Source organism: Mesorhizobium sp. P2_F7, assembly GCF_056403695.1.
This window is the reverse complement of record NZ_JBFUFA010000014.1, coordinates 51,624-71,284: the sequence shown is the minus strand read 5'-3', so window position 1 is coordinate 71,284 and position 19,661 is coordinate 51,624. Positions and strand designations below refer to the sequence as shown.

At 58.5% G+C, this 19,661-nt stretch carries 18 protein-coding genes and 2 pseudogenes; 11 read left to right on the top strand and 9 right to left on the bottom strand.

Annotation, left to right across the window (positions count from 1 at the left end):
• Positions 1 to 2: 2 nt before the first annotated feature.
• The 3 genes from katE to AC1DZ8_RS29060 all read left to right on the top strand — a co-directional run bounded on the left by katE (position 3) and on the right by AC1DZ8_RS29060 (position 3,525).
• Positions 3 to 2,117, top strand: coding sequence for a catalase (gene katE / locus AC1DZ8_RS29070; RefSeq protein WP_477308184.1), 2,115 nt, complete (start codon positions 3 to 5; stop codon positions 2,115 to 2,117).
• A gap of 576 nt (positions 2,118 to 2,693) precedes the next feature.
• Positions 2,694 to 2,906, top strand: coding sequence for a hypothetical protein (locus tag AC1DZ8_RS29065; RefSeq protein ID WP_162256690.1), 213 nt, complete (start codon positions 2,694 to 2,696; stop codon positions 2,904 to 2,906).
• A complete protein-coding gene (locus AC1DZ8_RS29060) occupies positions 2,845 to 3,525 on the top strand; it encodes a cysteine hydrolase family protein (RefSeq protein ID WP_477308182.1) in 681 nt (226 codons plus the stop codon). Before AC1DZ8_RS29065 ends, AC1DZ8_RS29060 begins: the two co-directional genes overlap by 62 nt.
• A gap of 60 nt (positions 3,526 to 3,585) precedes the next feature.
• Here AC1DZ8_RS29060 and AC1DZ8_RS29055 read toward each other — a convergent pair whose 3' ends face one another.
• From AC1DZ8_RS29055 to AC1DZ8_RS29045, 3 genes are all read right to left on the bottom strand, one after another.
• The gene (locus tag AC1DZ8_RS29055; RefSeq protein WP_202322604.1) at positions 3,586 to 4,116 is read right to left on the bottom strand and encodes a YciE/YciF ferroxidase family protein; all 531 of its coding nucleotides are present in this window, start codon (positions 4,114 to 4,116) and stop codon (positions 3,586 to 3,588) included.
• Positions 4,117 to 4,195: 79 nt separating this feature from the next.
• Positions 4,196 to 4,417: a hypothetical protein gene (locus AC1DZ8_RS29050; RefSeq protein WP_477308180.1), complete on the bottom strand. Its 222-nt coding sequence runs from the start codon at positions 4,415 to 4,417 to the stop codon at positions 4,196 to 4,198.
• 420 nt (positions 4,418 to 4,837) lie between these two features.
• Positions 4,838 to 8,179, bottom strand: a complete 3,342-nt coding sequence (locus AC1DZ8_RS29045; RefSeq protein WP_477308178.1) for a DEAD/DEAH box helicase — start codon at positions 8,177 to 8,179, stop codon at positions 4,838 to 4,840.
• A gap of 346 nt (positions 8,180 to 8,525) precedes the next feature.
• Between AC1DZ8_RS29045 and AC1DZ8_RS29040 the strand changes: the two genes are divergently transcribed.
• Genes AC1DZ8_RS29040 through AC1DZ8_RS29025 form a run of 4 tightly spaced genes read left to right on the top strand, consistent with a single transcriptional unit; the run spans position 8,526 to position 10,835 of the window.
• Positions 8,526 to 8,924 carry a hypothetical protein gene (locus AC1DZ8_RS29040; protein ID WP_477308176.1) on the top strand — a complete coding sequence of 133 codons (399 nt, stop codon included), beginning with the start codon at positions 8,526 to 8,528 and terminating at the stop codon, positions 8,922 to 8,924.
• Complete coding sequence (locus AC1DZ8_RS29035; protein ID WP_477308174.1) at positions 8,921 to 10,141, top strand: NRAMP family divalent metal transporter; 1,221 nt, start codon at positions 8,921 to 8,923, stop codon at positions 10,139 to 10,141. The genes AC1DZ8_RS29040 and AC1DZ8_RS29035 overlap by 4 nt, the downstream gene beginning before the upstream one ends.
• Positions 10,141 to 10,500, top strand: coding sequence for a hypothetical protein (locus tag AC1DZ8_RS29030; protein WP_477308172.1), 360 nt, complete (start codon positions 10,141 to 10,143; stop codon positions 10,498 to 10,500). The genes AC1DZ8_RS29035 and AC1DZ8_RS29030 overlap by 1 nt, the downstream gene beginning before the upstream one ends.
• Before the next feature lie 2 nt (positions 10,501 to 10,502).
• The gene (locus tag AC1DZ8_RS29025) at positions 10,503 to 10,835 is read left to right on the top strand and encodes a hypothetical protein (RefSeq protein WP_477308170.1); all 333 of its coding nucleotides are present in this window, start codon (positions 10,503 to 10,505) and stop codon (positions 10,833 to 10,835) included.
• Between the two features lie 72 nt (positions 10,836 to 10,907).
• Here AC1DZ8_RS29025 and AC1DZ8_RS29020 read toward each other — a convergent pair.
• The 4 genes and pseudogenes from AC1DZ8_RS29020 to AC1DZ8_RS29005 form a co-directional block, all read right to left on the bottom strand.
• Positions 10,908 to 11,234 (bottom strand): annotated as a pseudogene (locus AC1DZ8_RS29020) (alpha/beta hydrolase); the annotation flags it as partial.
• A 52-nt stretch (positions 11,235 to 11,286) separates the two neighbouring features.
• A complete protein-coding gene (locus AC1DZ8_RS29015; protein WP_477308251.1) occupies positions 11,287 to 12,327 on the bottom strand; it encodes a sensor histidine kinase in 1,041 nt (346 codons plus the stop codon).
• A pseudogene (locus AC1DZ8_RS29010) lies at positions 12,324 to 13,827 on the bottom strand (ATPase domain-containing protein). The gene AC1DZ8_RS29015 and the pseudogene AC1DZ8_RS29010 overlap by 4 nt, the downstream one beginning before the upstream one ends.
• Positions 13,828 to 14,348: 521 nt before the next feature.
• Positions 14,349 to 14,441 carry a sigma factor gene (locus AC1DZ8_RS29005; protein WP_477308249.1) on the bottom strand — a complete coding sequence of 31 codons (93 nt, stop codon included), beginning with the start codon at positions 14,439 to 14,441 and terminating at the stop codon, positions 14,349 to 14,351.
• Between the two features lie 323 nt (positions 14,442 to 14,764).
• On the opposite strand from AC1DZ8_RS29005, the gene AC1DZ8_RS29000 reads away from it, so the two are divergent.
• Positions 14,765 to 15,001: a hypothetical protein gene (locus AC1DZ8_RS29000; RefSeq protein WP_477308168.1), complete on the top strand. Its 237-nt coding sequence runs from the start codon at positions 14,765 to 14,767 to the stop codon at positions 14,999 to 15,001.
• 950 nt (positions 15,002 to 15,951) lie between these two features.
• Here AC1DZ8_RS29000 and AC1DZ8_RS28995 read toward each other — a convergent pair.
• Both AC1DZ8_RS28995 and AC1DZ8_RS28990 read right to left on the bottom strand, forming a co-directional pair.
• Positions 15,952 to 16,584 carry a cupin domain-containing protein gene (locus tag AC1DZ8_RS28995; protein WP_477308166.1) on the bottom strand — a complete coding sequence of 211 codons (633 nt, stop codon included), beginning with the start codon at positions 16,582 to 16,584 and terminating at the stop codon, positions 15,952 to 15,954.
• Between the two features lie 35 nt (positions 16,585 to 16,619).
• Positions 16,620 to 17,324: a DUF899 family protein gene (locus tag AC1DZ8_RS28990; protein WP_477402025.1), complete on the bottom strand. Its 705-nt coding sequence runs from the start codon at positions 17,322 to 17,324 to the stop codon at positions 16,620 to 16,622.
• Between the two features lie 828 nt (positions 17,325 to 18,152).
• Between AC1DZ8_RS28990 and AC1DZ8_RS28985 the strand changes: the two genes are divergently transcribed.
• The 3 genes from AC1DZ8_RS28985 to AC1DZ8_RS28975 are packed head-to-tail and all read left to right on the top strand — an operon-like array spanning position 18,153 to position 19,642.
• A complete protein-coding gene (locus tag AC1DZ8_RS28985) occupies positions 18,153 to 18,470 on the top strand; it encodes a plasmid stabilization protein (RefSeq protein WP_477308162.1) in 318 nt (105 codons plus the stop codon).
• 32 nt (positions 18,471 to 18,502) lie between these two features.
• The gene (locus AC1DZ8_RS28980; RefSeq protein ID WP_477308160.1) at positions 18,503 to 18,868 is read left to right on the top strand and encodes an inorganic diphosphatase; all 366 of its coding nucleotides are present in this window, start codon (positions 18,503 to 18,505) and stop codon (positions 18,866 to 18,868) included.
• 45 nt (positions 18,869 to 18,913) lie between these two features.
• Entirely contained in the window at positions 18,914 to 19,642 is a 729-nt protein-coding gene (locus AC1DZ8_RS28975; RefSeq protein WP_477308158.1) for a DUF1236 domain-containing protein, read from the top strand.
• Positions 19,643 to 19,661: the final 19 nt, after the last annotated feature.

Sequence of the window (19,661 nt, the reverse complement as noted above, 5' to 3'; positions counted from 1 at the left end):
CTATGCCGCGTAAGCCAGCAGCCGAAGCCAACGCATCGTCCGCCACCGTCCACGACTTGACCTTGGTCAGAGGCCAGGGCGGGGAATTGCATCAGGTTGCGGAGGGCGACACTGACGTCCTGACAACAGCCCAGGGCGGGCCGGTCTCAGATGACCAGAACACGCTCAAGATCGGCGCACGTGGTCCCACGCTGATCGAGGATTTTCATTTCCGCGAGAAGATTTTCCATTTCGACCATGAGCGCATTCCTGAGAGGGTAGTGCATGCGCGTGGCTATGGCGCCCACGGCTTTTTCGAAACCTACGAGTCGCTCGCAAAATATACGCGCGCCGACATCTTCCAGCGAGCTGGAGAAAAAACGCCGGCATTCGTGCGGTTCTCGACGGTGGCCGGCAGCAAGGGGTCATTCGACCTTGCCCGCGACGTCCGGGGATTTGCCGTGAAGCTTTATACCAAAGAGGGCAACTGGGATATCGTGGGAAACAATATCCCGGTGTTCTTCATTCAGGACGCGATCAAGTTTCCCGATGTCATCCATTCGGTCAAGCCGGAGCCTGACCGTGACTTTCCGCAAGCGCAGTCGGCGCACGACACGTTCTGGGACTTTATCAGCCTGACGCCGGAATCGATGCACATGATCATGTGGGTGATGTCGGATCGCGCCATCCCGCGCTCTTTCCGCTTCATGCAAGGGTTCGGCGTGCACACCTTCCGGCTCGTCAATGCCGCCGATGAATCGACTTTCGTGAAATTCATCTGGAAGCCCAAGCTTGGCATGCAATCAGTCGTGTGGAACGAAGCGGTCAAGATCAACGGCGCCGATCCCGACTTTCATCGGAGGGACCTCTGGAACGCCATCCAGTCGGGCGATTTCCCCGAATGGGAGTTATGCCTGCAATTGTTCGACCAGGAGTTCGCCGACAATTTCGACTTCGACATCCTTGATCCGACCAAGATCATCCCGGAGGAGATCCTGCCGCCGATACCTGTCGGGCGTCTTGTCTTGGACCGCATGCCGGATAATTTCTTCGCCGAGACTGAACAGGTCGCGTTCATGACCCAGAATGTTCCGCCTGGCATCGACTTCAGCAACGATCCGCTGCTGCAGGGCCGCAACTTCTCCTACCTCGACACGCAGCTGAAACGCCTGGGCGGCCCCAATTTCACGCATCTGCCGATCAACGCGCCGAAATGCCCATTCCATCATTTCCAGCAGGACGGCCATATGGCGATGCGCAATCCTGTTGGACGGGCCAACTACCAGCCAAATTCATTCGGCGTCGGCCCGCGCGAATCCCCTGACCGTGGGTTCCGTTCCTTCGCTGACGGGGAGGAGGGCCAGAAGGTCCGGCTGCGGCCCGAAAGTTTCGCCGACCACTACAGCCAGGCCGCCCAGTTCTTCAACAGCCAGACCCCACCCGAGCAACGCCACATCGCTCAGGCCTTGACCTTTGAACTGAGCAAGGTTGAAACCCCAGCCATCCGCGAGCGGATGATCGCGCACTTGCTGAACATCGATGAGGGACTGGCTGTCACGGTCGCCGACAAGCTCGGCATCACCGAGATGCCGAAGCCAGCCGACGCCGCTGTATCGCCGCGCACGGATCTCGAGCCCTCGCCAGCGCTGAGCATCATTGCCAATGGTCCGGAGAGCTTTGCTGGCCGCAAGGTTGGCGTCCTGATCGGCACCGGCACGGATGCCGGTCTCTTCAAAGCCTTGCAGGCTGCCATTGAGAATGAGGGGGCCGCCATGGAAGTTATCGCGGCAAAGGTCGGCGGCGCGGTGGCCAGCGATGGCACCAAGATTGTGGCCAAGCATATGATCGATGGCGGCCCATCGGTATTGTTTGACGCGGTCGCCATCCTGCTCACCGAAGAGAGTGCCAATCTGCTGGCCGGCGAAGCAGCGGCTCGCGATTTCGTTGCGGATGCCTTTTCCCATTGCAAGTTCATCGGCTTCACGCCCGGCGCCGTGCCGCTTCTGGCCAAAGCGGGCGTCGAGCCCGGGGCTGACGAGGGAATGCTGCCGCTGGCTGACAAGGCGAGTGCCACGGATTTCATTGAAAGTTGCCGGGGTCTGCGGCTGTGGGCACGGGAAGCCGCCGTCAAGCTGTGAGGCCGCGTCTTGAGGCTTGCAAAAGAAGGGCCCGCAAAGTGGGCCCTTCATTTTGCTGAATTTCTGACAGAGCACAGCTCCGAATGGTGTGCACATCGTGTCGGCGCTGACCGACGCAGCTTTTGCCGCTACGACTGCTCGCTCATGTGCGGTGAACGGTTTCTACGTTTCGCTCGTGACGTTAGGCACTTCGACGACGATTCGCACGCCGCGATCTAACCATTCGCGCCCGGTAGATCCTTGAAGCTGCCGCCGTATCGTAGCTTCGGCGATCACAGTGCCAAAGCCTGCCTTTCGGATGCCCGCAGGCGGCGGGCCTCCCGTTTCTTCCCAAACGAACGCAAGCCCTTTGGTTTGCGGGATTTCGTTCCAACTGATTGCGACCTGGCCGGTGTCGTGCGAGAGCGAGCCATGCGACGCCGCGTTTACGGCGAGCTCATGAATGAACAACAAGGATCGGGGCCGCAAATTAACAGCAATCGAAATCCCGGCGGGTGCCACAAGGGCACCGCCCGTCGCGGTTGATCTGGGTGGAGGATCAAAATGTCACACGAGGTAGAGGAGCGCCGCCTCAAAATGCTTATCGAGCAGTACGTCGAGGTGCGGAAGAAGCGGCACGATGTTGTGTCGGTGAGGCAGGCAGCAGCGGCTGTCCTGACTGTCATGAAAGCCTGTCCGGTTTCCAGAAGCGAGCTCGACGACATGATCGCCGCAAGCGCCGTGGCTCATGGCCTGGGTGTTGCGTTCGATGCGCAGCAATCCCCGCCGCAATTTTCGATCTCGCGCTGACATGGCCGCTGACCCTACGCTGCGCGAGGAACCCATTGGCAGCAACGCAGTGCACATCTGCGTCGACATGCAGACGATGTTTCGCGAACCGTCGCAATGGTCGTTGCCATGGATGGACCGTGTGCTTCCTAGGATCGTAGATCTTTGCAGCACACAGCCGTCAAGATTGGTCTTCACGCGGTTTATACCGGCTAGGCGGCCCGGCGCCGGGCAGGGGACTTGGAAACGCTACTATAAACGATGGGCGGACATGACGCTTGAGCGCCTTGGCCCGGGAATGGTGGACTTGGTCCCGGAACTTCGAGCGTTTACGCCGCCGGCGCCAGTTGTAGACAAGCCGGTGTATTCGCCTTGGCTTGGCTCGAACCTTCGCACTCTACTGGCGCAGCGGCGCTGCGACACCGTAATCGTCACCGGCGGCGAAACAGATATGTGCGTGCTTTCGACGGTGTTGGGCGCGGCAGACTATGGCTTGCGTACCATCGTGGTCCAGGATGCGGTCTGCAGCGCCTCGGATGAGGCCCATGATGCCATGATCGGGCTGTTCAGCAATCGCTACGGCCAGCATATCGAGACCGCGACCACTGAGCAGCTTGTAAACTGTTGGATTGGTGGGTGACCGACCCTAACAGTAAGGGCCACGACGATGTCGCCGTGGCCCTTTTTTAAGTGCGTGAGATCAAGCCGCTTTTTGCTGCTCGGCCGCCCTGTCGTTCACGCCGGACTCACCGAGTGAGGTCAGGGCATCGTCGGTGGCCTTCTCCTCTTCGAGTGTGGCGTTGAGGAGTTCGACGATGTCATCCTTGCCTAGCGATGTCGCCCAGGCGATCAGCGTGCCATAGCGCGCGATCTCATAGTGTTCGACCGCCTGCGCGGCGGCGACAAGGCCCGCGTCGATCGAGGTCGAACCCTTGTATTCCTCCAGGATTTCGGATCCTTCCTCGATGATGCCGTCGATGGCAGGGCAGGTCTTGCCGCGCGCAGCAATGCCAAGGATATCAAACACCTGCTCAAGTCGCTCGACCTGGCCCTCCGTCTCGACAAGATGTTTCTCGAAAGCGGCGGACACCTGGGCGTCCTCTGCGCCCTTGGCCATCTTCGGCAGGGCTTTGAGAATTTTCTTTTCAGCGTAGTATATGTCCTTGAGGCCGTCGAGGAACAGATCCTCGAGGCCCTTGGGGCTGGCACTTGCTTTCTTGGTGGCTGCCATCTGACAATCTCCTTTTGGTTGAAATCACCCCTTCGGGTGCTAATCCAACTAGGATGATCGCGGCGGGTTCCTCCGGAAATCAGGTGTGATCAATTTTCTTTTTAGCCTCGAAAAGCTCTTCAAAAGCGATGCGAAACGTGACCGACTTTTGTGCTCGGCGCACCTGCTCGGTGCTATCGTTTGAATCCTGTTTGCTGCTGGGCGTTTCAACGGATGACCGCCGTGATGCACGACGAAGGGCTCCATACGGGGGCTTCACCGACGCTGCAGGGAACGAACCGCTTCGGCGCGGGTTACTCATCGTCCTTCATCCGAAGACTCGGGGAGGTCCGTTTGGCAAGCCGAGCGACCCGAGAAATCAAGTAAACATTTCACCAACGAAGGGAGAACAAGGTGACTGAATTTGTGGTGACTACGATTGACGGGAGGCAGTTTCGTGCCAGCAGCGAGAACGCTCGATTGTCGAGCCTCGTAGACCAGTGCAGCACGAAGGGTTATTGCGAACTGGCTGTCAGGCCAAGCGAGCCTGAGCATTCCGGCCGGGAGACAAACACCGTCTTTTTCAAGCACGGGATCATATCGATCAGTGAAGGAAGCCAGGTACAGTCGGATTTGCCAGCGGACAAGCCAGTATCTGCGTAGGCGCTCGCCGTGGCAGCCCGTCCCCCTCAATGGGACGAGGCACCGTCCGTGAACCTCCCCAGCCAGTGTTAAGCTTCGATCACGCCGGATGGGCCGGTTCCAAAGCGTCTAGCACCAGTTCATGAACAGCGGCCAACCGCTCCGGCCCAGGCTGCGTGGCGATCTTAAAGATGAGCCGCCCTTGACGTCGAACGCAGTCGGGGCGCTGGACGAAGCGGTCATATGACTTGGAACCGGGCGTCGTAAATTCGATCGCTATGGCAACGGGGCCAGCGCCGATCTTGGAGATGCCGGCCTTCACCGCCGCAAGCTTAAGGCGTGCGAAATCGATTAGCATGGTCGTCTCAGGTGGCGGCTTTCCAAACCGATCTTCAAGCTCCTCGGCAAAAGCATCGATTTCAGCGAGGGTCTCAAAGCGTTGCAAACGCGAATAGAGGTTGAGGCGCACCACAGCCTCGGGGACATAGTCGAACGGAAGCGTGCCCGAGAATTGCAGTTCGATCTCGGTTTCAAAGGTCGAGGTGGCATTTTTGCCCCGCACCTTATCGACCGCCCGCGCCAACAGCCGCTGATAGAGACTCAACCCGATCAACTTCATGTGGCCGGCTTGTTCCTCTCCAACCAGATCGCCCGCGCCGCGCAGGTCGAGATCGCGGGCACTGATGGCAAGCCCTGACCCGAGCCGGTCGAAAGCGAGCAGTGTCGAGAGCCGCGAGCGCGTTTGCGGCGCTACGTCCTTCCCAGCCTCGGTTAACAAGTATGCCAAACCTTGCACCCGCCCCCTGCCGACACGGCCGCGCAACTGGTGCAGTTGAGCCATCCCGAACCGGTCCGCTCGAAACACGACGATGGTGTTGGCGCGTGGCACATCCAGGCCATTCTCGATGATGTTTGTCGACAGAAGGATGTCGCCATCCCCATTGGCAAAGGTCACGATAGCCTCGTCCATCTCGGAGGCGTTCATGTCGCCATGGGCCACCAGCACGGATAAATCGGGAACCAATTTGCGCAGTTCAGCAAGCGTGGGTTCGATGTCCTCAATGCGTGGGACCACGCAAAAACTTTGGCCAGCCCGTCGATGCTCGCGGATGAGTGCTGTCTTGACCGACGCTCTATCGAATGGTGCAAGTTCTGTGCGCACCGGACGCCGTCTTGCCGGTGGCGTGGATAGCAGGCTGGCTTCCTGGACGCCAACCATGGCTGCCGCAAGCGTACGCGGTATGGGAGTGGCACTCATAGACAGAACGTGCAGCTTCTGGCCGAGGCCGCGAAGCGTTTGCTTGAATTTGACGCCGAAGCGGTGCTCCTCGTCGATAACGAGCAGACCGAGGTCGGCAAAGATGACGTCCTTGGCCGCGATTGCCTGCGTCCCAACGACGATTCGAAGCGATCCATCCGTGAGCCCGGACTTGACCTTTCTTGACTCAGCCTCGCCGACGACGCGCGAAAGAAGGGCCACACTCACCTCGGTGCCCTCAAACCTGCGGGAAAATGTTTCGTAGTGCTGGCGCGCCAGCACTGTAGTCGGTGCGACGACGGCGACTTGACAACCATTCAACGCGACAACGGCGGCAGCGCGCAACGCCACTTCCGTCTTGCCGAAACCGACATCGCCGCAGATCAGCCTGTTCATCGCCTTGCCAGATGACAGGTCGTCGATGACGGCGGCAATCGCCTCGGCCTGATCGGCGGTTTCCGGATAGGGGAACCTTCCGGCGAAACGAGCGTAAGGAATACGCGGTGGTTTCAACGCTCGGGCACCAGTACTCTCACGCTCGGCAGCCAGTTTGACAAGCTGTTCTGCCGCCTCAGCAATCTCCATGTCGAGCTGTGCCCGGCGCTTGGCCCAGCCATCCCCTTTCAACCTGTCGAGTGTCACTGCCTCTTCATCGGCCCCGTAACGCCAGATGCGGCCGAATTCCTCTACGGGCGCCAGAAGCGTGGCTCCTCCATTATATTCAAGCCGAACGGTATCGGTGACCATCCCCTGAACCTCGACGGTCTCAAGGTCTCGCAGAACGGCGATGCCGTGATCTTCATGCAAAACGACGTCGCCGGTTCGCAACTCTGGCTGCTGAGCGAGGGAGAGGGCTCCATGATCTCCCGGGTTTAATCGTGTACCGAACACGTCGGCGGCCGATACGACCGCAATTGCGGCCTTTTCATCGACAAAGCCATCATCGATATCGACATTGAGGCTGACCAAGGTTGCAGGCTCGGCGCCCAGCGCCGATGCCCAGCTTTCGGCGTAGCCGACATGGAGCGTCAGATGCCGCTGCAGCGTCTTGACCATTCGATCGAGGTCCACCGTAGGGCCGGCGAGGGCGACACGCCGGTCGCCTTGGATCTGTTCGGCAATAAAGTTTGCCATGGCTTTTGACGGGTTGATCTCGACGATAAAATCGGGCGTTGGCGACAAGCCCAGCAAATCGAGCTTCATCCGACGTTTCGCCAGGTGCTTATCAAGGGTCGGGCGATCAAGGTAGAAGCGCTCCGAAGTCGGCTTGCGGCCTTGCTGCCTGTCGCGCATCATGCGGGCGTCATCGATCAACGCGATCGCGGCGTCGAAGCGTTCGTCCACAGCCGGCTCCATTGCGACACGGGCGTGCGACAAGAGTTCGAAGATGTTGTTGAGCTTGTAGCCGGCCCCGACCATCTGCATTTCCATGCATTGTGCTTCCGTAGGTCCAGCCGGCGCTGAGCTGCATTCCAGCAACTCCGTCGAAGGCGCCAGCGTGATGTTCTCGAAACTCTCATCTGTGCGTTGCGAAACCGGGTTGTATGACCGAATGCTGTCGACGGCCCCACGCTCGATTAGAATCCGATAGGGATGTGGCGCTCCTGATGGAAACACCTCGATGCCCTGACCAAGCAAGGCAAATTCCCCAGGCTCGTCGACCCGATCGTCCATCAGGTAGCCATAAGTCTGCAGGCGATCGCGGAATGCCTCAACATCAACGCGGTCGCCGGTGGCCAGGGATGTGAAGGCCCTCGCAATGGCATCGGCAGGAAGAAAGCGCTGCAGCGCCGCCTCTGGGGACATGACCACTACGCGAGGACGAGTGTTGGCCGGCTTGGCCAAAGCGAGAAGCGCGGTTGCACGTCGTCCCATGCTTTCACGCGATGGCTTGATACGGTCGTACGGTAGGCAGTCCCACGGCGGCAATAAAATCACCTGCGTTTCCGGCATAAACTGCGCGAAAGAAATTGAGACTTCTTCTGCCTGGTTTTCGCTCCGTGCGATGAAAATCATGTCATCCGCGCCGCCATCCCGTACGGCCTGGACCAGCCGCGCGGCAATCGCCGAAGCTGGTATTCGACGCGAACTTGTTGCGTGTTCTTCGCTTGGGACACCCGATTCTGAAAGCGTGCTCGACCCCACCACGTGGATCGGCGGTTTTAAGTCTTTTTGTCGTTTCATGAAGTTTCGGTCCGAGGTTGCCCGCTTCTAACGGGCTTGCGCACAGTGTGTTCCAAAGGCCGCGGGCGCGCTTCAAGAAGGCGTGTAGCCCCAGCGCGGCGGCCAACGGACAGCGGCGATGGGCTGTTCTTTGACGGTTCGCTGGTGCGCCTCGGCGGCAGGACGTGCAGGATGCAGTCGGGTCTCCGGATACGGTCGTTAGCAAAGCCCGCAATGAAATCGCGGCGAACGTGACGATCACAAGCAGGGAGGGTAGTTCCTGAGCCGAACGCTTGCGGAACCTTTTCGACCGCAATGCTTTACGCATCCGATGTCACGCAGCGTCCTAACGTTCGCCAATACCATCATGTCGCGTCTGCTGGCGGCTTTGTTGCTCGCCGGCGTAGCTGCCTGTTCTTCATCCGATGCTCAAGACAAGCAGGCGCAGAACGCCAAGTCCACCGCTAATTCAGCGATCATGGTCATCGACAGTTGGACCGCCGGCGCCGCACCTTCCCACTATGCGGGAGCCACGTTGCGGTCTTTGGCCGAAGCGTTAGCTGACTACGATCGGCAACTACAAACGGCGGACGGTTCGGACTCCTCCAGGCGACTGGCGCGACAACTCGCAGCCGCTGCCGAGCGGGCCGAAAATGCCGTCACGAGCGGCGACAGAGCACAAGCGGGGCAAGCCGGTCAGGAGCTTCGAACTGTCATTTCCAAGTTCGTTGTGGCAGATCCCGCCGATCAAGCGACAAATCCATGAAAAAATTGCTTGAAATCTCGCTCGGCGTGGTGACCAGCGTTGGCGGTTTCCTTGAGGTCGGATCGTTGGCGACAGCAGCCCAGGCCGGTGCATTGTTCCACTTTCAGCTGGTCTGGGCGATTCTCCTTGGGACTATCTGCATTATTTTCCTGGTGGAGATGGCCGGCCGTTTCGCAGCCGTCAGCAAGCACACGATAGCCGACGGCATTCGCGAGCGCTTCGGCTTCAATGCGTTCCTTTGGCCTCTGGTCAGTACATTGCTGGTCAATTTCCTGGTGCTGTCTGCTGAAATCGGCGGTGTCTCCGTTGCTGCCGAACTCGCCACCGGGATCGGCTTCCAATGGTGGGCGCTGCCGGTAGCTTTCATTGCGTGGCTCTTGCTGTGGAAAGGCACTTTCGGCCTGATTGAGAAAGGCGTTTCGCTGTTGGGGCTGGTAACGCTCTGCTTCGTCGTAGCGGCGGTCATTCTCAAGCCTGATTGGACGCGGGTCGCCGTCAGTTCGGTGCCCTCCTTGCCGCATCACGACTCGGCTACTTACTGGTTCATGGCTGTCAGCATTCTGGGTGCTTCCATCTCGCCATATCTCTTCATGTTCTATTCCGCGGGAGCGATCGAGGACAAGTGGGACAAGAGTTATCTCGGTATCAATCGCGCCATTGCCGGGCTCGGCATGAGTTTCGGCGGCACCATCTCCATAGCCGTGCTTATCGTCGCTGCGTTGGTGCTTGGAACGAACGGCATCACGCAGGTGGACGATTACCACCAATTGCCATTGATGCTGACTCCGGTGTTCGGTTTCTGGGGCTTTGTGCTGTTCGTTGCGTCGCTCGGCATCGCCTGCTTCGGCGCCACGGTCGAGATCGCCCTTCAGCAGGCATACCTCGTCGCGCAAGGGTTCGGTTGGAATTGGGGCGAGGACAGCAAGCCTCGCGACGACCCAGGCTTCACCATGGTCTATACCGTCACGATCTTCGCGGCCGCCATTCCGATTGCGCTCGGCCTTGATCCGCTGAAGCTTACCATCTTTTCAATGGCCCTTACGGCCGCAGGCCTACCGCTGGCGGTGGTGCCATTTCTCTTCCTGCTCAACGACCGGTCTTATATGGGCGAACATCGCAACGGCGTGATCTCCAACGCGGCAGTGCTCTTTGTTATCGCGCTTGGCTTCATCCTCGCGGTTGTCACCATTCCTCTGCAAATATTTGGAGGCAGTTGATGCACATGATACGCGACGTTCTGGACAAGCAGGTTGTCGACCGCAATCAGGTCAAGATCGGCAAGGTGGACGGGATAGTAGCCCAGTTGAGACAAGGTAAGCCCCCAAGGGTCATCGCCGTCGAGATCGGCTCCATTGCGCTGGCGCGCCGCCTGGGAGCGCTCCCTGGACGCTGGATGGTTATTCTGGCCGCCAAGCTGGGCGGCGAACGCCATGCCAAGCCTTATCGGGTGGCATGGAGCAAGGTTCGCGACATCGGCCTCGACATCGAGTTCGATATCGATGTGCGCAAGACTGCTATTTTTGACTGGCAGGACTGGTTGCGGGAACACATCGTCGGAAGAATTCCGGGAGCTTGACGATGGCAACCGCAAATCTCGACCGACTGGTTGGCCGGCGCGTCTTCTCGAAAGAGGGTCATTGCATAGGCCATTTGGAGGAGATCATCGCCGAGGCAGATGGCGATGAACTTGTCGTCACTGAGTACCATGTCGGCATTTTCGCGGTCTTCGAGCGTCTGTCCGCCTCGTCAATGGGCACGGCCCTGCTCGACCTCGTCCGGCTGCGCCATCGCGAAGGGATCTGTCGAATTTCGTGGGACAAGCTTGACATTTCCGACCCCGCGCGGCCGGTCCTTCGCTGCTCCGAGCAGGAGCTCGCAGCGATGCAATCCAGCGTGCGGGTCGAACGCTGAGGTCCGGTCACCGGTCAGTCGAGCTTCAGACGATCAGGTAACTGGCACGCAACGGCGATCGATCAACTGGTATCATTTTTGAAGAAAGGCCTTGAACGCTGCTGCGAGAACGGCTGGATTTTCTTCGGCGACATGGTGCCCACTCTTTATCCCAAAGCCTCCCACGTCGTCGGCCCAGTGCTTCCATATTGCGACCGGATCGCCATAGATCTGCTCCAAGTCATCGTCTTGCGACCAGAGGCAAAGCATCGGGCAGCGCACTTTCCGGCCTGCATCTCGATCATCAAGGTCGTGGCGATGGTCGATCCTGACACCTGCGCGGTAGTCTTCGACCATGCCATGGACGACCGTAGGATCGTGGATGAAGGAAACCAACTCCTCATAGGCATCGCGTCCCATCGCATCGATCCGCCATCCCAAACTAGGCAAGCGATCATCACGTGCGCCGCCGTCAATAGCCAGGCACTAGCCTTGTGTCACGCACCGGAAATGTCATCGCAAAGCGTAGACCGTCGCGATGGTAGTTTAATTCGACCTTGGCATCGCACTGCACGGCGACAACTTTCTCCAGAAGTGTCGTACCAAAACCCCGCCGTTTGGGCTGCTCTACCGCAGGCCCACCCCGTTCCAGCCAAGCGAGATTGACGATCTGGGTCTCGCCTGAGTTGCTGACTGACCACCGCACGTCAAGGCGGCCCTGAGGGTAGGACAATGCCCCATACTTCGAAGAGTTTGACGCTAGCTCATGAAATGCCATTCCGACCGGTATCGCTAAATCAGCGACAAGCGCAACGTCCGGCCCTTCGAGTAATACACGCGACTTGTCGCTGGTGTCGTAGTGTCGCAGCTCCGACTCGAGGGGCTTCTGCAAGGACGCCATCTGCCAGTAGTCGTCTGTCAGCATCGAATGCGTGTCAGCCAGAGAGACAATTCTTGCGGAGAAATCGCGCATGAAGTCTTCCACGCTGCCATTCGACTTGGCGGTCGCACTCATCATCGCACGAACGTTAGCCAGAGTATTTTTAACACGATGATGGAGTTCACGGATTAGCAGCTTCTGCCGGTCGGCAACTTCCTGCTTCTGTTCGAGATAGGACTTCACCTCCAGCTGGCGGGCACGGGCGCGCAGTGCCGAGCGCACGGAATTGGCGAGGCTAGAGGCCAGGAACGGCCTCTCCAGTACAATCAAATACCCGTCCAGAAACGAAAGGCGCTTGTCGATTTCTGTGCCGCGCATGGTCAAAAGCACTATCGGAAAATCCGACCACGCCGGCTGGTGTTCCAGCCAGGACGCGAAACTGTTTCGGTCAGCGCTAATCAACGCTTCCTCGGAAACGACCAGACAATGTGCGTGTTCCAAATATGGAAGGGTTTCGTCGAGGGTGGAGCATATGTGCGACGGGATGTTATTCGTGGCGAGAATCGAGGCCGCAATCTTTGCGTCACGCCCCACCGGGGCGAGTACGATCACACCTAGATCTGACGACATTATGATGCCTTGTCTTTGAGGAGGTCGCCCTGCTTGCCGTCATAAATAGGTACACCTGTCAAAATGCCTCGAAACTCCGCCAAGGGCTCCCCGACTGCCAGGCCCGCTGCGCTGATCTTGAATTCGCGAATGGTGTCTTCATGCGGCCCGACGCGCTTCTTGACAACCGAAACAGCTCGTCTCAGCCGCCCGCCGTTTTCAAAAAAGCGCAGAAGCATAACGGAATCGCAAAGGTAGGTCATATCGACAGGTGAGGACATCTGCCCAATCAGCCCGTGATTGGCCAAGAGCAGGATTGTCACCACACCTTTCTGGTTTAGGTATGTAAGAATCTCGTGCATCTGGAGCACAAGATGCTGTTCCTCCGACATGGCATTGAGATAGCCGGTCAAGCTGTCGATCACGACAATCCTGGCTCCTGCGCTCTCAACAGCTAATTGGATGCGGGACGACAGTTCGCCCGGCGATAGCTCGGCAGGATCTACCTGTTCCAGCAACAGGCTCCCATCGTCGGCAAAAGGCTGCAGCTCCATGCCGAGGCCTGTTGCGCGCGCCAGAAAGATGCGCTTGGTTTCATCAAACAGCAGGACCAAAACGTGTTCTCCCCGTTTCAGCCCCGCGTAGCAATAGGTGCACGCAATCGTCGACTTCCCAACTCCGGACGGGCCCATCAACAGGGTGCTGGTGCCGCGTTCCAGGCCTCCGCCGACAAGCGTATCGACAGAGCTGTTGCTGAGTGCTGGTGTCCCGTGCGCTGCCATTTCATGTTCGGGCAACGAGTCGGGGAAAGACGGTAACGCCGCCAGGGCGGATGACGAAATCGTGGAAGCCCCCGCGGATTTGGACGCCACGCATTTTAATCACGCGAAGCCGCCGCCGCTCCCCTCCATAGATTGGAGAGAGCTGCTCCATCCGGATGACGCCATGGCTGATCGAATGCAAGTTGAGATCGTCATGTTCGGCTGTGAGGTCGTCGAGCAAAAGCACCGTCGCATTGCTGAGCAAAAAGAAGCTTTTCAATGCCAGAACCTGGCGCCGATAGCGCAAAGATCCTTGTGACAGCAATCGAATTTCCGACAGTGAATCGAACACCACCCGGTCTGGTTTCATGCGTTCGATCTCAGAGAGCGCGGATTGAACCGTCTCCCCAAGTTCCAGATCGGAAGAGTGAACCAGGGTCTGAAGTTGCGACGGGTCGAGGCTAAGTTCGGGTGGCACGAGCTCAAGGATATCAATGCCCTGGAGTGAAAACCCGTGCCGGTGAGCGACTGACCGCAGCTCCCGCTTGCTCTCGGAAAGCGTTATGTAGAGACACTTCTCGCCGTTTTCGGCGCCCTCGATAAGAAACTGTAGACCAAGAGTGGTCTTGCCTGAACCAGGCCGCCCCTCCACGAGATGCGAGCGGAATTTCGCGTAGCCGCCTCGAAGGACGTAATCGAGACCCTCAACGCCTGATCGGATTGGTGAAGCGTCGCCCTTGTCCACGTGGCCTCGCTGATGCATTTCGTGAAAAGCCTAACGGATGGCATTTTCAATGGTTCCCTAGGCAAAGGGCACCGTATCGGTCCTGGTCAGCGAAGCAGGTCTGCGCCGAATGTCGGTCGGAGACGTTCGTTATCCTAGCAGGTTTGATTTGCATAACGTTTTGGGATTAGGCGGTGACCAACGGACACTTGCGGTTGGACAAGAGCGAATGTCACGCCTCGACTGCCTGCCTGAGTTTATCAGGCTGCGACGTAGCCATGTTCGCATCGTGTTGAGCAGTGTGTTTTACCGCTGGGCCAGCACCTCATAAAATTCGCCGTCGAAATATGCAATCGAACGGCTTCGGCTTTTTCGTTGCTGAGATGGTCGATGCATTGATGAAGTAGCCGGATGCTATCGCGTGCAAGGAGCTGTGCCTGACCACTGAACGGGATCGATAAAATCTCGCGCATGATCGATCTCCAGAGATGGAGGACGACGTGACCGTATGCGATCTATCGCCTGGTTGCGCGCAATCGCAACCAGCCATGAAATAGGGCTCAGCTCCATACTGCGAAGCGGTCGGCCTTTGCCCAGACCTTCAAAAACACCTCTTGCAGCGCTTCCTCCGCGTCCGCTCGGTCGCCAAGAATGTGGAGACATACTCCGAACAGTTTCGCGCTGGTTGGGCGGCGTGGCAGTGGTCGCCTGTTCTCCTTACGCCTACCAGACGACTACGCGCGAAAGGCCGGATCGGATCACTGCAAACATCGTTGTTGGCATTGCCACCTATGGGAGCGGCTATAAGCAGCGATCGATGCAGCGGCAAGTCTTCACAAATGAATCTGCTGGGCGATACATCATAGTTTAATGACCTCGTTTAGGTACCCTGCGACAACGACCAGGTCGGCGACCATCCTTGGGGCTTCGCTGCTAGAGAGCGACCATCGCACTCTCCCCGTTTTGGAGGCGTCTGATGCAAAACCGACCTGTGCGCCCCTACGGCGAAGCATTTTATCCCCACGACCTCGATGCACTCAAAGCTGTCTTTGACTGGCTGTGCGCTGAGTTTCATGTGCTTCCGGAAACCTCAGACGCGCACGAAATTGCCGGCGAGCTCATAAGGCTTTTCCAGACCGGCATGGCTGATGAGGATATGTTGAAGATCGCGATGCGGGCGCGCCGGCTGAGAGACTGGAAGGTCGCCAGTTAGGGTTTCTTGGCGTCAACCTCAGCCGCAATAGTGCGGCGTTACAGAAGCAAAGGCACAACATGCGCGTGCATCTGGTATCGGGTGGCCGTATGCCCGCTCTTCACGTCGCCACCCTAGCAGCCGCCGGTCCGCTTGCGGCACCTTTTCAGACTCGATTCATTGCTTCCCCTCGATCTAGATAGTCTCAGGCCTAGTGGCCGATCGAACAAACTCGTCAGTCCGCAATGTTCCCTGAAGGCATTGCAGAGAAGTCCATCCACATCGCGCGCCGCGCACGGAATGGCGACTGGCGCTGCTCCGCGGTCACCGCGGGCAAGGGACGGTGCGACCGTCTCCATGTCGCTGACATGGGGCAAGGCGGATCTCGATCCGAAGTCCTGAAAAAATGGACCTTCGCTCGACTATGACGATGGCGAAAGGTCAATCGCCACGGCCACCAACGGCTGGGGCAAGACTGATCACACTGTCCTTCGGCGTTCCGCTGGACACTGAACCCATGGAGGTAAGGCGGCGGACGCGCTGCCTGATGACCGCCGCACATGCCAAATGGGAGAACGGATGGTGTTGGCGGTAAGCTTCTCAACGACTAATACCGACTTGGCGAGCGCGCCATTTGCTCTGGCAGCGGCAGCGACCGCTGAGGTTGAGCCACCTGCTGCTGCGCGGATTTTGACGGGGGGATAGCCTCACCGTTTTTGTCCGGTCGGTTTTCGCTGGCAGGTTGTTCCAACATTGGATTGGGTGGCATTGGTATAATCTGGGTCATTGTGACGTCCTGCGACAATCCCCTGTGCGATTTGGCTATGTCGTCGTCTAAAGACGGACCGCGCTTCCGTCTCTTCTAGCCCCCTCGAAGGGCAGAACGCATCTCGGGTCGCTCGGTTCCGGCCTGGTACGCCATTGTGCCATTGCCTAGGGATCGTCTGCTCGCTCCCGGCAGAGTGAGCTGATCATCCCCCTCCAGGCTTACTCTTTGTCTGTGAGGCACGTTCGAACAACCCAAGAAGGGGACCGTTTTTTCCGTAAACGGGGTCCTTGCCTGGGCGGCCAACTTTCGGGATCGTAGCGAGTGCGTCCTCATGCTGCTCGGCAGTCGTGCATTCGTCGTACGTTCCAAAAGGCGGATACGCGCCAACGACTAAGAGATCACTGGATGCTGACAGGCATTCGTGACCGGTGCCGGCCGGAAGTATCGCCACATCGCCCGCCTTCAGGGATAGCGTCCGGCCCTTCTTGCCGCCAAATTGTACTTTGGCGCGGCCACGTGCGATGCCGAGCACCTCGTGTATCCGCGAATGGTAATGGATGTAGTTGTAGATGCCATTGCGCCAGCTATCGCCCCAGCCATTGGCTCTGAAGAGCGCTTCCATGACGGCGGCGGGATCGAATTTATCGGGCAGCCGCACGGCGCCCCGATAAAAGACGAGGGGCCAAACCGGATGATTGGGCACGAGGCCATCATCCTTGAAACGGAACGTATGCGCTTTACGCCTCACTACGAGACCGTCGAGCTCATTTTTCCCCGGTCGCGCAACACCGGCAATCCGCTCGACGGCTTTCTTCGCACTCTCCAGAATGCTCATGCCGAAGCTTCCTCTTTCCGATAGGCGGCTCGAGACTAGTAGTTGAGCTTCGGATACCAATCGGTCCCGCGTCCGCCAGGGGTAAGGTCAAGGATCGACCAGAGGGACGCGATGTCTGGGGCGTCTCGGGGATCTTGTCCGGGGTCGGCCATCTCCCTCGTCATCTCGCTTGCCCAAAACAGCCGTACCTGCTCACCCTCCCGCTTGAACACGACCAAGGCTGGGTTCTCGGTGCCGTCGGCGTTGATCAGTCTGAGATCGTTGGCGTAGTCGTCACCAGCTGTCTGGACAAAATCCAAATCGCGCCAACCGCGTTCCTCGGCGAATGCAATCTGTCGCTCGACGGGGCTGCGTCCAAGAATTTTCAGGCTGACGCGCTGCTTGATGTCAGCGGCATTTCCGTTAACCGCACCCAGCCAGTTCGTGCACATTGGACACGGGCGCGCGCGCTGCGGTCCGAACATCCAGAAATAGGTTACCAGTGTGTCCTTGTCGCCGAAAAGCTCAGGCAGTCCAAGGTCGGCGCCGTTCGAATCCTTGAAGCGATAATTCTTCTCGATGACCGGTCCATCAGGCAGGCTTCTGCGCCGTTCGGCAACGCGGGTCATATGCCGACGAAATTCGATCTCGTCTTTTAACAGCTCCTGTCGCGCCTTGGCATATTCTTCGCTCGCGCCAGGAAAAGGTGTCCGGGCTTTTTCGGCCAGTACGTCGGCGGGCGTGAGTGTGCCGATATCCATGATAAGTCCTCCGAGAAGTTCGCAGCGAATTAAGGCCATTCGCAATTTTGGGCGGAGCGCTCGAAAGTCAACGATCCTCCTGTCTCAGGATCGGTTGTGCCCACGCTACGGCTCGCCCAGCTGAATGGTGGATCGCTTCCGGCAAGCAGTTCCGACTAGCGTGGCGTTCTGGAGCCGGCTGTGTGCGGCTCGCCTTTTCGGGGATCAGTCTTCACCCATTGGCTGAGAGGCCGCGGACAAATTCCAGGTAAGGAAGCACCTCAAACAAAAGGACCAGGATCATGATTGTGGCAATCTAGGCCACGGGCAGAGGCTCGGCTCTCCAGGCCAACTCGAACCGCGCTGGTTCGTCTCCGAAACCGAACAGCGCGTGGAACTGCCTCCAGTGAAGGGAAACCACGTTGACAATCCCCATCAGTGGGATCATCTCCAGAAAACTGTGCACGTGCTGCTCGACGGGCGACACGGTTCGAGCCGTGGTGGCGTAGCTGACGTCCACATTGCCGTTGCCTCATGCAGGACGAATGCCACCAGCATCGTCGCAATGATCAGCGCGTTGATGTCCAGAAACATCGCCGCCAACAACGGGATGCCCACCTCCGCAAACATCAGCAAATGAATGAAGGATTCCTTGGCTCCGGTGGTTGCCTCAATGTGCGACGCACGATGGCAGAGCCAATCGGCGAATCCTTAGATCAGCCATAGCGGTAGCATGAAATACATCAGGATCAGCACGGTCGGATCATGCAACATCTTTGAATCTCCACGACGGTGGAACCACTGTTGAACCACCTCCGTTGTGAACGAACTCAAAGAGGAGTGAAGACCATGCCACGAGGCGACAAATCCAAATATACGGATAAACAGGAGCGAAAGGCCGACCACATTGCCGAGGGATACGAGAAACGTGGCGTATCGGAAAAGGAAGCCGAGCGGCGCGCCTGGGCGACTGTCAACAAGGATGACGGGGGCGGCAAAAAGGAGGGTGGATCGGGTCGCGGCAAGCACACAGGCCACCCCGCAGCGCACAAGGGCGGCGAACTCGGCGGCAAGGCATCGGCGTCGCGCTCGGCGTCCGCCAAATCCGCCTCTGCAAAAAAAGCGTCCTCTACAAGGAAGCACAGCGAACGCCACACCGCGCGATAGCCAGTCCATGGCAGAGCTGTCGGGCAACGACAATGACCAGCTGCCGTCCTTCCGCGAGTTCGTTTGAATGGCACATTCATGGGAAATTGTTGGGTGCAGTCCGTTTTTGGCTGATCGGACCTCGCAGGGTCCACCATTCCGGGTGGTGGTTGAGACACCTCGGTGCAGCGGCGAAATTCGCCTATGAGCCGGCAACCCAGGTGTTCACTTATGTCCGCCCTTTGCCGGTTGGAATGATTTATCCATACCACTGGGGTTTCATACCGTCCACCTTGGTTAAAGACGGCGATCCTCTTGACGGGCTCGTCATCCATCAGGCGGCAACCGCCGCTGCTGGTAGGACTGTGGTTGTGGCGGCGTCTGGGCAGATTCTCCTTGGAACAAAGCTTTTCGGTTGAGGTTTACCCAACGAAGGGACGGACACCTTTCGAGGAGACTTCCTTATGAAACATATTCTGATCACCAGCATGCTGGCGCTCGGCGTCGGCTGTGGGGCAGCAGCAGCGCAGACACAACCAGCCGAGACCAAACCCGGCGCCGACGCCAATTGCGCGGCCGGCACGGCCGACTGTCAAAAAGGCTCGAAGATGAAGATGGGCGAGCAGGCTCAGGGCAAGACCAAGGCTGGCGCGACCACCGATCAGCAGGCTCAGGGCAAACCAAAGGTCCAGACCGACGAGCAGGCCCAGGGCAAGACCACGATCCAGACAGACCAGCAGGCTCAGGGGAAAGCCAAGGTCCAGACGGATGAGCAGGCCCAGGGTAAGGCAGCTGCGACCACCGATCAGCAGGCCCAGGGCAAGACCAAGATCCAGACAGACCAGCAGGCTCAGGGGAAAGCCAAGGTCCAGACCGACGAGCAGGCTCAGGGCAAGACCTCGACACAGACCGATCAGGGGTCGACTGCTTCCATCACCAATGTAACGGTCGAACAGAAAACCCAGATCACGCAGGTCATCAAGGAGACTAGGATCGAGCCGGTGTCCAATGTCGATTTCGACATTTCGGTCGGCATCGAGATTCCCCGGCACAAGATTCGGCTGCATCGCCTGCCGGCGCGCATCGTCAAGATTGTACCAGCCTACGAAACCTATGAGTATTTCGTGTTGGCCGATGGTCGGATCGTCATCGTCGATCCGGACACGTTGAAGATCGTGCTTATCCTGACGTGACCAGTGCCCGTCGCACTGG